Here is a 13841-nt window from a genome sequence, read left to right on the forward strand (position 1 = left end):
ACGACATAAAACGAGCCAAACGGGCCATAAATATGGCCCTGGCGAAGATCAAACGTTCACGGCACTGAAGGAGAACCCCCGTGAGTAATCTAGAAAAATCCGACGAACTCATTCTCAGCTTCGACCCGTTCGAGGGCGACTTTGGCGAGCAGGGCGACAAGGTTTTCAGCAACAAGATGGTTGTCGCGCGCAAGGAAGGCCCCTGCGCCCATTGCGGCCTGGAAATCCAAAAGGGCGAGCGCGTGCGCAGCCAGTCTTCAAAGTTCGACGGGCAGCTTATGTCGCATCGCTGGTGCGCCCTGTGCTGCACGGCGATGGCTCTTTATGTTCCTGACGATGACGATGAGGACTCGGAAGTCGGCGCGGAGTACGAAGCCCGCAGTCGATTGGCAGAAAAACAAAAAGCAGAGGGCCAACCATGCCAGTCATGAGCCTCATTGAACGCTATCACGCCTGGCGCAATCGCCGAATCTGGACTGTCAAGCAACAGGTCTACGAACTACGCATACAGGTCGAGGAAGACGCCCGATGGATGGCGCACGACCCCAAAATTGCGGCGCTTTGCGAGCGCTATGCCGGCATGCTATCCGACAACTGGATGTACACGGCCAGGTTGGGAGTCAGCAATTTTCGACTCAGTATTGACGCCGAGCCGAGCTATTGCAAACAGACGACACAACCAGCGTTTATTCATCAAGGCCAGGACGCTTGCGGCGATCCAGTTGGACCAGCCACACCATATTTCTCAGCGCCTCAGCCTTGCGTAGATCGAAAGCCGCTAACCGATAAAGAAATCGATGCGATCAATCCATTCCATCCGACGCATGTAAACCGGCTGGCTTTTCATACGGGCGCCCGGTTTGCAGAGCGTCACCACAAAATCAAAGGAGCGCGAGAATGAACCGCACCGATGCCGACTACCTGGCCGTGGATCTGTTCCAGGGCGACGAGTCTGAGTTGACGTGCCGCAGCGTCAAGATGGTCACAACACGCAAGGAGCATCCCTGCCACGCATTTGCCGACAGCGCCTCCTGCACCATCCCAGCCGGCGCGCGGGCGCGCCATGAGCGGGCGCGGGTCGATGGCTCGTTTTGGGGCAGCTATTACTCCTGTCTGCCCTGCCTGGACCGCACCATTGCAGGCGATTTTGAAGACGAGGATGAAGGCGACATTGAACCCAGTGCGGAATACGAAGCCCGCAGCCGCTTGTCGGAAAAACAAAAAACAGAAAGTTGATCATGAGCGATTTAAACCGCCAGCAGATTTGCGCGGCGCTGGGCGTGAGCGAGTCCACGATCCGGCGCCTGGAGCATACCGGCCTGCCCTACACGCCAGTGGGCAGCCGCTCGAAACGCTACGATCTGGCCGAATGCAAAAAATGGCTCAAGGAGAACCAAGTATGTCAATCTGGGAAGACGCAAAAGGTCGTAAACACATCGGCCTTATGGTCGGCGGCGAACGCATTCACCGAATCCTTCCGCAAGGTGCAACTGCGGGTGACGCCAAGCGCCTAGAAGCCGAACTGCGCGGCGCGCTGATCAAGGCGCCGCGCAGCGTCAACATTCCGGGCGACCCGTCAATGTCATCGATGCTGGGGATTTACCTGGAGCATGCCAAAGGCCTGCGCAGCGCCACCACCTCGGCACATCACGCGTTGCGGCTCGGCCCATGGGCCGAGAAGTACAAGGCCAGCCAGGCGCGTGAATTTGCGGCGCACGTCATCAAGGACATGGGTGCGCTGCAAAAAGGACCGGATGGAAAGCTCAAGCCGGCCTATGCACCGGCCACGATCAACCGCAGCCTGGCCACGGCCAAGAAGGGCTTGGCGCTGGCCTGGGAAAGCAACCTGATTCCGGAAAACTACGGCCTGCGCATCAAGAGCCTGAGCGTGAACAACAAGCGCGAGGTGTTTTTGAGCGTTGACCAGGTGCGCCAGATTACACAACATTGCACAGAGCAGGCGCAAGCGGCCATCTGGGCGGCGCTGCTGACGGGCGCCAGGCGCGGCGAGATTTTCCAGATCCGGGCCGAGCACATCAAGGAAAACGAAATCATCGTTCCGGCCAGTCACACCAAGACGCTGCGCAGCCGGGTGATTCCGATCATCCCTGCCCTGCGGCCCTGGCTGGTGCATTTCCCGCTGACGATGACGATCGATGGCGTGAAGTCGTCATGGCGCCGGGCGCGGGTCAAGGCGGACATGGAGCACGTCAACTTCCATGACCTGCGCCACTCTTGCGCCAGCATCTTGATCGCGCTGGGGGTTGATCTTTACACTGTGTCGAAAATCCTCGGGCACAGCAACACGCAGACGACGCAGCGCTATGCGCACCTGCAAGTCGAGCAGCAGCGCGAAGCGCTGAACAAGCTCGGGATGCTGGTGACTGCTGGGTGATTTTGGAGAATTTACACCGGGAATTACACCGGAAATAAAAAAAGGACTTGGCGCATTCGCTAAGTCCTTGATTTCATTGGTGGGCGGTGCAAGTTTCGAACTTGCGACCCCTGCAGTGTGAATGCAGTGCTCTACCCCTGAGCTAACCGCCCTATCGGTCAGCTTTCTATTATATGCTGCTTTTCAGGTAGTCTTTTCAATTTCTCTGGTTTCAAGTCGCCAGACCGTTTTGCCACGGCTGGCCTTGTCAAGGGTAAGCAGCACTTTCTCATGCGCATCCATCTCCTGCTCGCTGGCGGACAAAACCGGAAGCTCAAACAGGCGCAGGTCAACGAGCGGTTCGCTCTCACCCGTCTGCACCGGGCTGCCAATATCCATCATCAGGCTGTTTTGCCCGCGTGTGAGATTGATATACACATCCGCCAGTAACTCGGCATCCAGCAAGGCGCCATGCAGGGTTCGCCCTGAATTGTCAACTTCAAGGCGGTCGCACAGGGCGTTCAGCGAATTTCGCTTGCCCGGAAACATCTCCTTGGCCATCATCAAACTGTCGGTCACCTTGGCCACGCAGTGCATGAGGGGTTCCCTGCCGATGATCTCCAGTTCCTTGTTCAGGAAGCTCACATCAAAAGGCGCGTTGTGAATGATGATCTCGGCGCCCTGCAGGTAGTCGAGCAGTTCGTCCACCACAGCCGAAAATTTGGGCTTGTCTTTCAGGAACTCATTGCTGATGCCATGAACCTTGAGCGCATCTTCGTGGCTGTTGCGCCCGGGATTGAGGTAGAAATGCTTGTTGTTGCCCGTGAGCTTGCGGCGCACCAGTTCCACGCAGCCAATTTCAATGATGCGGTCTCCGTTTTCGGCAGAAAGACCCGTGGTTTCAGTATCTAGAACAATTTGACGCATGGTCCGGATTCTCCCCTTGAGGCCGATTAATGGTTTTCCTTGGCGTGATTGATCGAATACTTTGGAATTTCGACCGTCACATCGGTCTGCGCCAGAAAAGCCTGGCAGCTCAGGCGTGAATTGGGCTCCAGCCCCCAGGCGCGGTCCAGCAGGTCTTCCTCGCTTTCGTCAAGCTCGTTGAGCGAGTTGAAACCTTCACGCACGATCACATGGCAAGTCGTACAGGCGCAACTCAGATCGCAGGCATGCTCGATATTGATTTTGTTGTCGAGCAGCGCTTCACAGATGGACGTGCCGGCAGGCGCCGTGATTTCAGCGCCTTGCGGGCAGTATTCGGGATGGGGAAGGATTCTGATGATGGGCATGGTATCGATCTGTTGAAGTTGAAAGTGCGGTGAAATGTTTCAGACCGACTCGATGTTTTTCCCGGCCAGGGCTTTCTGAATGCCCCGGTTCATGCGCTGCGCAGCAAAAGCCTCAGTGCCTTTGGCAAGTGCCTGGGTTGCCGCTTCAATGGCGGCGGCATCACCATTTGCACGCATATCGGCCAGGCCAGCCATCAAGCGGTCAATCTGGGCGCGCTCGCTTGAGTTGAGCAGGTCCGCATCAGCCGCCAGTGCGCTTTGAGTCGCCAGTATCATGCGGTCCGCATCCACCTGCGCCTCAACGAGTGCGCGCGACCGCATATCTTGCTGGGCGGTTGAAAAACTGTCCTGCAGCATGCGGGCGATCTCATCGTCCGACAGGCCATAGGATGGTTTCACGTCAATATGCGCTTCGACACCGCTGATCTGCTCTTTGGCATTGACGCTGAGCAGGCCGTCGGCGTCCACCGTGAAAGTCACGCGAATGCGCGCGGCACCGGCCACCATGGGCGGAATGCCGCGCAATTCAAAACGCGCCAGGCTGCGGCAGTCGGCCACCAGATCGCGCTCGCCCTGAACCACATGCAGAGCCAGCGCCGTCTGGCCGTCCTGGTAGGTGGTGAAATCCTGCGCCATCGCCGTGGGAATGGTCTGGTTGCGCGGCACGATGCGCTCAACCAGGCCACCCATGGTTTCAATGCCGAGCGACAGTGGAATGACGTCAAGCAGCAGCAAATCGGCGCCGGTGTTGTTGCCGGCCAGCTGATTGGCCGAAATGGCGGCGCCCAGCGCCACCACCTCGTCGGGGTTGAGGTTGGTCAGCGGCTCGCAACCAAAAAAACTGGCCACGGCTTTGCGCACCTGCGGCATCCGGGTCGAGCCGCCCACCATCACGACGCCCTGAACCTCATCCTTCGCCAGGCCAGCGTCACGCAAGGCCTTGCGCACGGCCATCATGGTGCGCTGCGTCAGATGGGCGCAGGCGGTCTCGAAATCTTCGGCTTTCATTGCAAAGTTGATGGAAGCCTTGGCCAGTTGGACTGAAAATGGCACGGAGGATGCAGCGGACAACGCCTCCTTGCAAGCCCGCGCTGTCTTTTGCAAGGCCGCCTTGTCGGACGCGGTCAGCGTGTCTGCAGCAATGCCCGCTTTGGCCAGAGTCCACTCAACAAGCGCGCGGTCATAGTCGTCGCCACCCAGGGCAGAGTTGCCGCCCGTGGAAACCACCTCGAACACGCCTTGCGACAAACGCAGGATGGAAATGTCAAAAGTTCCACCGCCAAGGTCATAAACCGCATAAACACCTTCACTGGCATTGTCCAGTCCGTAGGCAATGGCCGCCGCCGTGGGTTCGTTGATCAGGCGCAGCACATTCAATCGGGCCAGTTGCGCCGCATCCTTGGTCGCCTGGCGCTGTGCATCGTCGAAATAGGCGGGCACCGTGATCACGGCGCCATAAATATCATCGTCAAAGGTATCTTCCGCGCGCTGGCGCAGCAACGCCAGAATTTCGGCACTGACCTCAACGGGGCTTTTTTCGCCGGCAACGGTTTGCAGCGTCACCATGCCGGGCTTGTCGATGAACTGGTAAGGCATGTGCTCGCGGTTGCCGATGTCGTTGATGCCCCGCCCCATCAGGCGCTTGGCCGAGGAAATCGTGTTGCATGGGTCTTGGACTTGTGCGGTCAAGGCATCGAATCCGATTTGCGTACGGCTACCCTCCAGATAACGCACAACACTGGGCAACAGCACTCGCCCCTGCGCATCAGGCAGGCATTCAGACACCCCATTGCGCACGCTGGCCACCAGCGAATGGGTAGTGCCCAGGTCAATGCCAATGGCAATGCGTCGCTGGTGCGGGTCGGGCGTCTGGCCGGGTTCGGATAATTGCAGGAGAGCCATGGCGCTTTTCTTTGCTGTACTTTTGAATGCTTTATTGTCCCAGCTGGTCGATGCGTGCATCTACCTCGCTGGCAAACCGTTCGATGAACATCAGGCTTCTGACCTGCTGAGCCGCCATCGGGAAGTTCTTGTTTTTATCCAGAGCCTGCTCTATTTTTAATAGCTGCTTACGGCCGCTGAGATTAGTCTCCAAGGCTATTTTCTCCAAATCGTCAATGCTTTTAGCGTCTTCCAGGGCTTCCCGCCATTCCATCTGCTGCATCAGGAAGTCTGACGGCATGGCGGTGTTGTTTTCGGCATTGATGGGGGCGCCGTGCAGTTCGCATAAATAGCTGGCGCGTTTAAGCGGATCTTTCAGCCGCTGATAAGCCTCGTTGATACGCACCGACCACTGCATGGCCACGCGCTGAGCCGCCGCACCTTGCGCCGCAAACTTGTCAGGATGGGCTTCGCGCTGCAATTCCTTCCAGCGTGCGTCGAGTTGCGCACGGTCCTGGGCAAATTGCATGGAAATACCAAAAAGCTCAAAATCGTTGGATTGAAGGTTCATGGGAATAAAAAAAAACCGCCAGCACAGTCAGTGAAGGCGGCAATGAAAAAAGTGCGCACCGTGTTGCGCCATGCAAAGCATCGCCTGATTTAACCAGTCAAACGCGAAAACTCTCACCGCACCCACAGCGGTCACGCTCATTGGGATTGATGAACTTGAAGCCTTCGTTCAAGCCTTCGCGCACAAAGTCGAGTTGGGTGCCATCGATATAGGCCATGCTTTTGGGGTCCACCAGCACCTTCACGCCGTTGTCTTCAAACACGACATCTTCAGGTGCGATTTCATCGGCATACTCCAGCTTGTAAGCCAAGCCAGAGCATCCAGTGGTCTTGACGCCCAGGCGTACACCCACGCCTTTTCCGCGCTTGGTCATGTAGCGGGTCACGTGGCGGGCGGCTGCGTCAGTAAGGGTAACGGACATGTAAATCGCTCGAAATTAAACAGGTTGATCAGTGTGTCAGTGCGCGGCTTCGGCAATGCTGTGCTTTTGCTTGTAGTCATTCACGGCCGCCTTGATGGCGTCTTCGGCCAGGATGGAGCAATGAATCTTGACGGGCGGCAGTGCCAGTTCTTCGGCAATCGCGCTGTTCTTGATGCTGGCAGCCTGGTCCAGCGTTTTGCCTTTCACCCATTCGGTGACGAGCGAACTGGAGGCAATCGCCGAGCCGCAACCGTAGGTTTTAAAACGTGCATCTTCAATCACGCCCGTGATCGGATTGACCTTGATCTGCAGCTTCATCACGTCGCCGCAGGCCGGAGCGCCGACCATGCCGGTACCTACCGTTTCATCGCCCTTTTCAAAAGAACCGACGTTGCGGGGATTTTCATAGTGGTCCACCACTTTTTCGCTGTATGCCATGATTAATTCCTCAGTTAGGATTTGTGGGTAAATGACTCGTTTCAAGCCATAAAACTACCTGTTTTGTTTAATGCGCCGCCCACTGGATGGTGGACAGGTCAACACCATCCTTGAACATTTCCCACAATGGGGAAAGATCGCGCAGCTTGGCCACATTTTCCTTGATGGTGGCAACGGCATAGTCGATTTCTTCCTCGGTCGTCCAGCGGCCTATCGTCATGCGCAGGCTGCTATGGGCCAGTTCATCGCTGCGACCCAGGGCGCGCAACACATAGCTGGGCTCCAGGCTGGCCGACGTGCAGGCCGAACCACTCGACACGGCAAGGCCCTTGATACCCATGATCAGGGATTCGCCTTCAACGAAATTGAAGCTCATGTTCAGGTTGTGCGGCACGCGTTTTTCGGCATCGCCATTGAGGAAGACTTCCTCGACGTCCTTCAGGCCGTTCAGCATGCGCTCATGCAAAGCGCGGATGCGCTTGTTTTCTTCATGCATCTCGGCTTTGGCAATGCGGTAAGCCTCGCCCATGCCGACGATCTGGTGCGTCGGCAGCGTGCCTGAACGCATGCCGCGCTCATGACCACCGCCGTGCATTTGCGCTTCGAGCCGAACGCGCGGTTTGCGGCGCACATACAAAGCCCCAATGCCTTTGGGGCCGTAGGTTTTGTGCGAGGTCAGGCTCATCAAATCGACCGGCAGCGTCTGCAGGTCGATATCGACCCGTCCGGTTGCCTGCGCGGCATCGGTATGAAAAATGATGCCCTTTTCGCGGCACAGGGCGCCAATGGCAGGAATGTCCTGAATCACGCCGATTTCATTGTTGACGAACATGACGCTGACCAGAATCGTGTCAGGCCGAATCGCCGCCTTGAGCACTTCCAGATCCAGCAAACCATCGGTTTGCACATCCAGGTAAGTGACTTCGAAACCCTGACGCTCCAGCTCCCGGCAGGTATCGAGCACCGCTTTGTGCTCGGTCTTGACGGTGATGAGGTGCTTGCCTTTGGACTTGTAGAAATGGGCTGCACCCTTGAGTGCGAGGTTGTTCGACTCGGTGGCGCCGCTGGTCCAGACAATTTCGCGCGGGTCGGCGCCAATCAACGCGGCCACCTGCTCACGCGCTTTTTCAACCGCAGCTTCGGCTTCCCAGCCCCAGGCATGGCTACGGGATGCGGGATTGCCGAAATGCTCGCGCAACCACGGAATCATCGCGTCCACCACCCGCGGGTCGCAAGGATTGGTAGCGCTGTAGTCCATGTAAATCGGGAAGTGTGGGGTTTCCATGTGGCTAGCTCTTTAATTTTTTGGCTGGCTGGCAGCTTGAACAATGACGTCTCTGCAATGCGGTCCAGATCCCTCAGGATTTGGAAAATGCGTTGCCGAGGGCGAAGACGGAATTGGGGGCATTAACACGCACTTGTTTGACGACTGGCGAAGCAAAAACGGCCTTCTTTATTTGCGGCGTACTTTCAACCATCACGCCTTTGGCCAGTTGGTCATCAACCAGTTTTTGCAGGCTCACGGAATCCAGAAACTCGACCATGCGGCTATTCAGCGAAGACCAGAGGTCATGTGTCATGCAGCGGCTGCCATCGCCCAGGCAGTTTTCCTTGCCGCCGCACTGCGTGGCATCAATCGGCTCGTCCACCGAAACGATAATGTCGGCAACGGTGATCTCGGAGGCCTTGCGGCCCAGGGTGTAACCACCGCCGGGTCCACGGGTGGACTCGACCAGTTCATGGCGGCGCAGCTTGCCAAACAACTGCTCCAGGTAGGACAGCGAAATTTGCTGGCGCTGGCTGATAGCGGCCAGCGTGACCGGACCATTGTTCTGGCGCAGTCCTAGATCAATCATCGCGGTGACCGCAAAACGGCCTTTGGTCGTGAGACGCATAACAAGCTCCTTAAAGTGTGCTTGACTGTCGTTTTGACCCCGAAAGCTTGTGACCATCAGGGAGCTTTCCCTCTGCACCCAAGCCAGCCAGCAAGCTGGTGCCGGGAATGTTTTTTATTGTCGTCATGTTCTTGACTAATTTCGTCAAGTATAACATGGGCAGGCCCTCTTTGCACTCTGGCTGAGTTCTCGCAGCACGCTTGAAGCGCGCTGGAAATGGACCAAGGCTGGGCAGCCACCTGAAAAAAAGGGACAGCAGCAACGGCTCCCGCTGCGGCTGTCCCCGTTTGCCGCATCAGGCGATGCAGGCAATAAAACCGGCGCCGGCTTCAAGGCGCCTTCAATACAGTCAGCTCTTCGCTTTCAGCGCGTCCCGCATCGCCTTGACCTGGTCATGGTTGCGTTGGGCACCTTCAGCCTGGCGTTCAACCACGCCGCGGATGGCCGGCGGCAGGTCTTGCTTGAGGGCCTTGCGGTAGCGGGCCACGGCTACGTCTTCCCCGCGCTCGCATTCTTCGAGCATGGACAGGTCGCTGTGGCCGGTGAGCGTGCCGCGCACCGAAACCCATCCACGGTGCAGCGCCCCCGAAACGGTGCCGCCCTCGTCGGGTTCGCCGCCCAGTTGCCGGATGAGCGCCTGCAACTCCTGGCCGGCCGTGCGGCATTCCTGCGCATGGCGCAGCAGCATGGTTTTCAGGTCGGCCGTCTTGGTGTGTTCGGCCGAGGTGTTGAAACCATATTCGCCGTCACGGCAGGATTCAAGCAAGTCATTGAGGGTGTCGATGACTTCGTCGTTGTCTGCTGTCATGTTGTTTGCTCCACTGATGGTGTTGGCCCATGTTCCCTGCATTCCGCCGTAGCTGCCGGTCTGCGCGGCCACGCGGTCCCAGGCGGCGCGGCTGGCCGCCCTGGCCTGCTGCCAGGTGAGCGTGGAGTTTTGCCGGTCGCGGTCCCAATCGGCCGCAAGGCGGGTCTCCACATCGTCAAAGTGGCCTTCGTAGCCTGTGCGCCCCTGCAGTCCGAGGCGGTAGGCCGGCGCATAGTCGTCGTAGCTGCGACCGATTTCGTAATAGGGCTCGCGCTGGTAGTTGTCGCGCCAGTAGGCTTCCTCGGCGGTCGGGTTGATGGATTCGGCGACGGCCTTGCCGCCCAGGCCACCGGCCACGGCGCCAATCACGGCTCCGGCCAGCGCACCGACCGGTCCGCCCAAGGCGCCAGCGGCCGCACCGGCTGCAGCGCCGCCCATGGCGGCACCGACACCGGTACCGACCGGATGTGCACCGGGCGCATCGGTGATCGGGTCAAGGTTCATTGATTTTTCATCTGCCATATTTGCCATAAGGGGGTTCCTTTAAGTTGCGTGCCTGAATTTCAGCGCGAGCCCCATGGTCGTCCCGATGAAGAGCGGCATCGGTCAGGCAAGCACAGACAGCGCTGTAGGAGAAAATCGCCCACCCTTTGCAGACTTCAATGCAAAAAAGGCCTTCTGCGCAATATCCAACTGCACAAGCTGCTATTGAAAAAATAGCACCCAGCGACTCAGGCGTCAAGTTCCGCATGAACGCTGTCATGGCCGTTAACTTGTCCTACACCGAGTTCGTCCCCATCCGACACGCGCCTTGCCGGGGCTTGCCTAAATTCAGTCCATGCACCAAAGCGAAAAGCCGTGCAGCTGCCAAACAATCTGTCAGCTTTGTTGCACGGTTGCTGGCATGGCCGGCCATCCTGGTGCATGCCGCAGACCAGGTCTGCAGCCTTTTTCTTCACTCATTCGAGGAGCACGACATGCGTTCACGCAACTATGAAGATCAGGAAATCAACGAATGGCGTTCCGGCGACCGGCAGCAAAACATGAATAACCGGGGCGGTGGCCGGCAGCAGCAAGGAGGCGGCCGGCAGGGCGGGCCGTCGCAGGGCTATGGTTCACGAAGCGGCCAGCAGGACCAGTTCAGCCAGCAGGGCTCGCAATACGGTGGCTACGGCCAGGGAGACAATTCATTTGGCCGTGGCGCCGGCAGTTCCGGCCATGAAGGCGGCCAGGGTTATGGTGGCCAGGGCTATGGCGGTGGCCGGGACTTCGGTTCGGGCAGCCAGCCGGGCTATGAGCAAAACCGGGGGGGCGGCTACGGCGCGGAGCAAGGCCGCCACGCCTCGGGCAGTGACTGGGACTCGCAGGCAATGACCTCCGGTGGCTCGCGCCAGCAGGATTTCGGCCAGGGCACGGGCTACGGCGGCATGGGGACTCAGCAGGAACCCTCCGGCGGCCATGCCGACTATCAGGGCAACCAGCGCTATGGCGGCTATGCGTCCGAACAGCGCGGCCGGCAGGACATGGGCCAGCAGGCCGGGAATCAGTACGGCCAGGCTCGCCAGGGAGGCCAGGGCCATCATTACGACCCCGACTATCACCAGTGGCGCAGCGAGCAGTTGCGCAGCCTGGACCAGGACTACGAGGACTGGCGCAAGGAGCGCTACGGCAAATTCTCGGAGGAATTCAACAGCTGGCGCAGCAAACGCGCGTCGCAGGGAACGGGCGGCACGGGTTCGGGTCAAAGCCAGAACATGAGCCTGCCCAGCGGCATCCAGGGTAGCGGCATGCCGGGTAGCAGCAGTTCAGGCTCGGGCAGCGAGGCTGGCTCCGGCGGTTCAGGCGCATCAAGCGCCACCGGCAGCAGCAGCCCGGGCTCCAGGCAGCATAAATAAGCGGCTGGCACAGCGGATTGAGCCGCCCTGAGCAGAAAAGGCACCCCTCCAGGTGCCTTTTCTTTATTCGTTGGCGCGCAGCCAGCGCATCGCTTCAAGCAGGCTTCTTCAGCCCGCCGCAATCTGGCGCAGGGCCTGCTCGAAGACCTCGGCCGGCTGACCGCCGGAAATCAGGTGACGGTCATTGATGATGACCGCCGGCACCGAATGGATGCCTTGGGTGAGGTAGAACGACTCGCGTTCGCGGACTTCCTTGGCGTAGGCATGGCTTGCCAGAATCTCGCCGGCCCGCAGCGGCTCCAGGCCCGCTTCGCCAGCGACGCGCGCCAGCACCTCGTGCGAAGCCGGACTCTGCCCATCGGTGAAGTAGGCCTTGAACAGCCCCTCTTTCAGCGCCCTTTGCTGGTCCGCTCCCTCAAGCCCGGCCCAATGCAACAGGCGATGGGCATCGAAGGTGTTGTAGATGCGGCTGCGCCCGCCGCCGGGCTGGTCCGCCCGGCTGAAGGCAAAGCCCACCTTTTCACCGCGCTGCCGGATGTTTTCGCGATTGGCATCGGCCTGCTCGGGCGTGATGCCGTACTTTTTTGTGATGTGCTCGGTGATCTCCTGGCCTTCGGGCGGCATCTTGGGATTCAGCTCGAACGGCTGGAAATGCAGCTCGGCCTGGATGTCGCCTGCCACGCGTTGCAGCGCCTGGTCCAGCGATTTCAGGCCAATCGCGCACCACGGGCAGGAAACGTCGGAGACAAAATCGATTTTGAGAAGCGTTGTCATGGTTTTTTACGGGAGTTCAATTTCGCTTGAGTATCGGACAGCCAGCCGTTTACCGTTTGCCGGTCTTCAGCGACCCCCGCGCTTGATGAACATCAAGCCGCCCGGCCCGCCCGCTTCCTAAACTTGGCCATGCAACTCCAGTTCCTTGGTGCAACAGACACCGTCACCGGGTCCAAATACCTTCTGCGGCAGGGCAGTTCCAGCTTGCTGGTGGACTGCGGGCTGTTCCAGGGCTACAAGCAGTTGCGCCTGCGGAACTGGTCGCCGCTGCCCGTTGAGCCGGCGCGCATCGATGCGGTCATCCTCACCCACGCGCACATTGACCACAGCGGGTATCTGCCCTTGCTTGCCCGACAAGGCTTCAGCGGAAAGGTGTATTGCAGCCCGGCAACCTTCGATCTGTGCAGCATCCTGCTGCCCGATTGCGGCTACCTGCTCGAAGAAGAAGCCGAGTACCTGAACCGGCACAAGAAATCCAAACATTCCCCGGCCTTGCCGCTCTACACCCAGGGTGACGCCCAGCGCTGCCTGAAGCTGTTCGAGCCCGTCGCCTACCGCACCGGGTGGCAGCCCGCCGAAGGCTTGAGAGCCACGCTCACGCCTTCGGGCCACATGCCGGGCTCGTCCTTCGTCCGGCTGGACAATGGCACGCGCTCCATTTTGTTTTCGGGCGACATCGGCCGGCCGAACGATCTGGTGCTGGCCGCGCCCTCGCCCATGGAGGGCGCCGACTACCTGGTGGTCGAGTCCACCTACGGCGACCGGCTGCACAAAAACACCGACGTGCTGCTGGAGCTGGCCAATGTGATCAACCGCACGGCGGCGCGCGGCGGCGTGGTGGTGATTCCTGCGTTTGCCGTCGGGCGTGCGCAAAGCCTGCTGTACTGCATCCACCTGCTCAAGTCGCAGGGCGTCATCCACGACCTGCCGGTTTACCTCAACAGCCCGATGGCCGCCAATGCCACCCATGTGTACGAGCGCCACCGCGCCGAGTTGCGGCTGACCGCAGCGCAATGCCGGGCCATGGCGCACAGCGCGCAGATCGTGCATACGCCCGAAGAGTCGCGCCTGCTCAATGCGCGTCGCGGGCCGATGGTCATCATTTCCGCCAGCGGCATGGCCACCGGCGGGCGGGTGCTCCACCACATCAAGGCGTTTGCGCCGGACAAGCGCAACACCCTCCTGTTCGCGGGCTATCAGGCCGGCGGCACGCGCGGCGCAACCATTGCCGGCGGCGCATCGACGGTGCGCATCTTCGGCGAGGAAGTACCGATCCGCGCCGAGGTCGCCATGCTGTCCAGCCTGTCGGCCCACGCCGACGGCGCGGAAATCATTGAATGGCTGAGAAACTTCAAGTCAGCGCCGCGCCAGACCTTCATCACGCATGGCGAGCCGGCTGCTGCCGACGCGATGCGCCAGCGCATCGAGCGCGAACTGCACTGGAATTGCCACATGCCTTATTACCTGGAATCGGTCATGCTGGACTGAGCTT

General features: G+C 59.5%; 17 protein-coding genes and 1 tRNA gene. 7 read left to right on the top strand and 11 right to left on the bottom strand.

The genetic code is table 11. The annotated features are described in order from the left end of the window. Nucleotides 1-80 precede the first annotated feature (80 nt). From PNAP_RS11415 to PNAP_RS11425, 5 genes are read left to right on the top strand one after another with little or no spacing between them, the layout of a single operon-like run. Nucleotides 81-431 (top strand): hypothetical protein, encoded by a 351-nt coding sequence (locus PNAP_RS11415; RefSeq protein ID WP_011801666.1) that lies wholly within the window; start codon nt 81-83, stop codon nt 429-431. After that, on the top strand, nt 419-901 hold the full coding sequence (locus tag PNAP_RS26955) for a hypothetical protein (RefSeq protein WP_157040269.1): 483 nt from the start codon (nt 419-421) through the stop codon (nt 899-901). Before PNAP_RS11415 ends, PNAP_RS26955 begins: the two co-directional genes overlap by 13 nt. Then, nucleotides 898-1236, top strand: a complete 339-nt coding sequence (locus PNAP_RS11420) for a hypothetical protein (RefSeq protein WP_011801668.1) — start codon at nt 898-900, stop codon at nt 1234-1236. The genes PNAP_RS26955 and PNAP_RS11420 overlap by 4 nt, the downstream gene beginning before the upstream one ends. A gap of 2 nt (nt 1237-1238) precedes the next feature. Beyond that, a complete protein-coding gene (locus PNAP_RS27640) occupies nt 1239-1514 on the top strand; it encodes a helix-turn-helix transcriptional regulator (protein WP_198140721.1) in 276 nt (91 codons plus the stop codon). Next, the gene (locus PNAP_RS11425; RefSeq protein WP_232290692.1) at nt 1445-2395 is read left to right on the top strand and encodes a tyrosine-type recombinase/integrase; all 951 of its coding nucleotides are present in this window, start codon (nt 1445-1447) and stop codon (nt 2393-2395) included. The genes PNAP_RS27640 and PNAP_RS11425 overlap by 70 nt, the downstream gene beginning before the upstream one ends. A gap of 77 nt (nt 2396-2472) precedes the next feature. On the opposite strand, the gene PNAP_RS11430 is transcribed toward PNAP_RS11425, so the two are convergent. From PNAP_RS11430 to PNAP_RS11475, 10 genes are all read right to left on the bottom strand, one after another. Further along, a tRNA-Val gene (locus tag PNAP_RS11430) sits at nt 2473-2547 on the bottom strand. Between the two features lie 31 nt (nt 2548-2578). Next, the gene (gene dnaQ, locus PNAP_RS11435) at nt 2579-3301 is read right to left on the bottom strand and encodes a DNA polymerase III subunit epsilon (protein WP_011801670.1); all 723 of its coding nucleotides are present in this window, start codon (nt 3299-3301) and stop codon (nt 2579-2581) included. Nucleotides 3302-3327: 26 nt separating this feature from the next. Beyond that, a complete protein-coding gene (gene fdx, locus PNAP_RS11440) occupies nt 3328-3666 on the bottom strand; it encodes an ISC system 2Fe-2S type ferredoxin (RefSeq protein ID WP_011801671.1) in 339 nt (112 codons plus the stop codon). A 39-nt stretch (nt 3667-3705) separates the two neighbouring features. Next, nucleotides 3706-5568: a Fe-S protein assembly chaperone HscA gene (gene hscA, locus PNAP_RS11445; RefSeq protein ID WP_011801672.1), complete on the bottom strand. Its 1863-nt coding sequence runs from the start codon at nt 5566-5568 to the stop codon at nt 3706-3708. Between the two features lie 31 nt (nt 5569-5599). Next, nucleotides 5600-6118, bottom strand: coding sequence for a Fe-S protein assembly co-chaperone HscB (hscB, locus tag PNAP_RS11450; RefSeq protein WP_011801673.1), 519 nt, complete (start codon nt 6116-6118; stop codon nt 5600-5602). A gap of 97 nt (nt 6119-6215) precedes the next feature. After that, nucleotides 6216-6539 carry an iron-sulfur cluster assembly protein IscA gene (iscA, locus tag PNAP_RS11455; protein ID WP_011801674.1) on the bottom strand — a complete coding sequence of 108 codons (324 nt, stop codon included), beginning with the start codon at nt 6537-6539 and terminating at the stop codon, nt 6216-6218. A gap of 36 nt (nt 6540-6575) precedes the next feature. Beyond that, the gene (gene iscU, locus PNAP_RS11460) at nt 6576-6977 is read right to left on the bottom strand and encodes a Fe-S cluster assembly scaffold IscU (RefSeq protein ID WP_011801675.1); all 402 of its coding nucleotides are present in this window, start codon (nt 6975-6977) and stop codon (nt 6576-6578) included. A 67-nt stretch (nt 6978-7044) separates the two neighbouring features. Continuing rightward, nucleotides 7045-8262: an IscS subfamily cysteine desulfurase gene (locus tag PNAP_RS11465; protein ID WP_011801676.1), complete on the bottom strand. Its 1218-nt coding sequence runs from the start codon at nt 8260-8262 to the stop codon at nt 7045-7047. Between the two features lie 73 nt (nt 8263-8335). After that, nucleotides 8336-8872, bottom strand: coding sequence for a Fe-S cluster assembly transcriptional regulator IscR (gene iscR, locus PNAP_RS11470; RefSeq protein ID WP_011801677.1), 537 nt, complete (start codon nt 8870-8872; stop codon nt 8336-8338). Between the two features lie 349 nt (nt 8873-9221). Then, nucleotides 9222-10202: a ferritin-like domain-containing protein gene (locus PNAP_RS11475; protein ID WP_041377210.1), complete on the bottom strand. Its 981-nt coding sequence runs from the start codon at nt 10200-10202 to the stop codon at nt 9222-9224. A gap of 455 nt (nt 10203-10657) precedes the next feature. Here PNAP_RS11475 and PNAP_RS11480 point away from each other — a divergent pair, with 455 nt between their 5' ends. After that, nucleotides 10658-11575: a hypothetical protein gene (locus PNAP_RS11480; RefSeq protein WP_011801681.1), complete on the top strand. Its 918-nt coding sequence runs from the start codon at nt 10658-10660 to the stop codon at nt 11573-11575. 108 nt (nt 11576-11683) lie between these two features. Here PNAP_RS11480 and PNAP_RS11485 read toward each other — a convergent pair whose 3' ends face one another. Beyond that, nucleotides 11684-12349 (bottom strand): DsbA family oxidoreductase, encoded by a 666-nt coding sequence (locus PNAP_RS11485; protein WP_011801682.1) that lies wholly within the window; start codon nt 12347-12349, stop codon nt 11684-11686. Nucleotides 12350-12478: 129 nt separating this feature from the next. On the opposite strand from PNAP_RS11485, the gene PNAP_RS11490 reads away from it, so the two are divergent. Beyond that, a complete protein-coding gene (locus tag PNAP_RS11490; RefSeq protein ID WP_011801683.1) occupies nt 12479-13837 on the top strand; it encodes an MBL fold metallo-hydrolase RNA specificity domain-containing protein in 1359 nt (452 codons plus the stop codon). The last annotated feature ends 4 nt before the right edge of the window (nt 13838-13841 follow it).

The sequence above is a fragment of the Polaromonas naphthalenivorans CJ2 genome (genome assembly GCF_000015505.1).
In the GTDB taxonomy this organism is placed as follows: Bacteria; Pseudomonadota; Gammaproteobacteria; order Burkholderiales; family Burkholderiaceae_C; genus Polaromonas; species Polaromonas naphthalenivorans.

Bases quoted from the DNA above. Each gene is read 5' to 3' on its own strand.
- dnaQ (WP_011801670.1), bottom strand. From the start codon at position 3,301: ATGCGTCAAATTGTTCTAGATACTGAAACCACGGGTCTTTCTGCCGAA.
- hscA (WP_011801672.1), bottom strand. From the start codon at position 5,568: ATGGCTCTCCTGCAATTATCCGAACCCGGCCAGACGCCCGACCCGCAC.
- PNAP_RS26955 (WP_157040269.1), top strand. From the start codon at position 419: ATGCCAGTCATGAGCCTCATTGAACGCTATCACGCCTGGCGCAATCGC.
- iscR (WP_011801677.1), bottom strand. From the start codon at position 8,872: ATGCGTCTCACGACCAAAGGCCGTTTTGCGGTCACCGCGATGATTGAT.
- PNAP_RS11480 (WP_011801681.1), top strand. From the start codon at position 10,658: ATGCGTTCACGCAACTATGAAGATCAGGAAATCAACGAATGGCGTTCC.
- PNAP_RS27640 (WP_198140721.1), top strand. From the start codon at position 1,239: ATGAGCGATTTAAACCGCCAGCAGATTTGCGCGGCGCTGGGCGTGAGC.
- iscU (WP_011801675.1), bottom strand. From the start codon at position 6,977: ATGGCATACAGCGAAAAAGTGGTGGACCACTATGAAAATCCCCGCAAC.
- PNAP_RS11485 (WP_011801682.1), bottom strand. From the start codon at position 12,349: ATGACAACGCTTCTCAAAATCGATTTTGTCTCCGACGTTTCCTGCCCG.
- PNAP_RS11425 (WP_232290692.1), top strand. From the start codon at position 1,445: ATGGTCGGCGGCGAACGCATTCACCGAATCCTTCCGCAAGGTGCAACT.
- hscB (WP_011801673.1), bottom strand. From the start codon at position 6,118: ATGAACCTTCAATCCAACGATTTTGAGCTTTTTGGTATTTCCATGCAA.
- PNAP_RS11490 (WP_011801683.1), top strand. From the start codon at position 12,479: ATGCAACTCCAGTTCCTTGGTGCAACAGACACCGTCACCGGGTCCAAA.
- PNAP_RS11420 (WP_011801668.1), top strand. From the start codon at position 898: ATGAACCGCACCGATGCCGACTACCTGGCCGTGGATCTGTTCCAGGGC.
- fdx (WP_011801671.1), bottom strand. From the start codon at position 3,666: ATGCCCATCATCAGAATCCTTCCCCATCCCGAATACTGCCCGCAAGGC.
- PNAP_RS11475 (WP_041377210.1), bottom strand. From the start codon at position 10,202: ATGGCAGATGAAAAATCAATGAACCTTGACCCGATCACCGATGCGCCC.
- PNAP_RS11465 (WP_011801676.1), bottom strand. From the start codon at position 8,262: ATGGAAACCCCACACTTCCCGATTTACATGGACTACAGCGCTACCAAT.
- iscA (WP_011801674.1), bottom strand. From the start codon at position 6,539: ATGTCCGTTACCCTTACTGACGCAGCCGCCCGCCACGTGACCCGCTAC.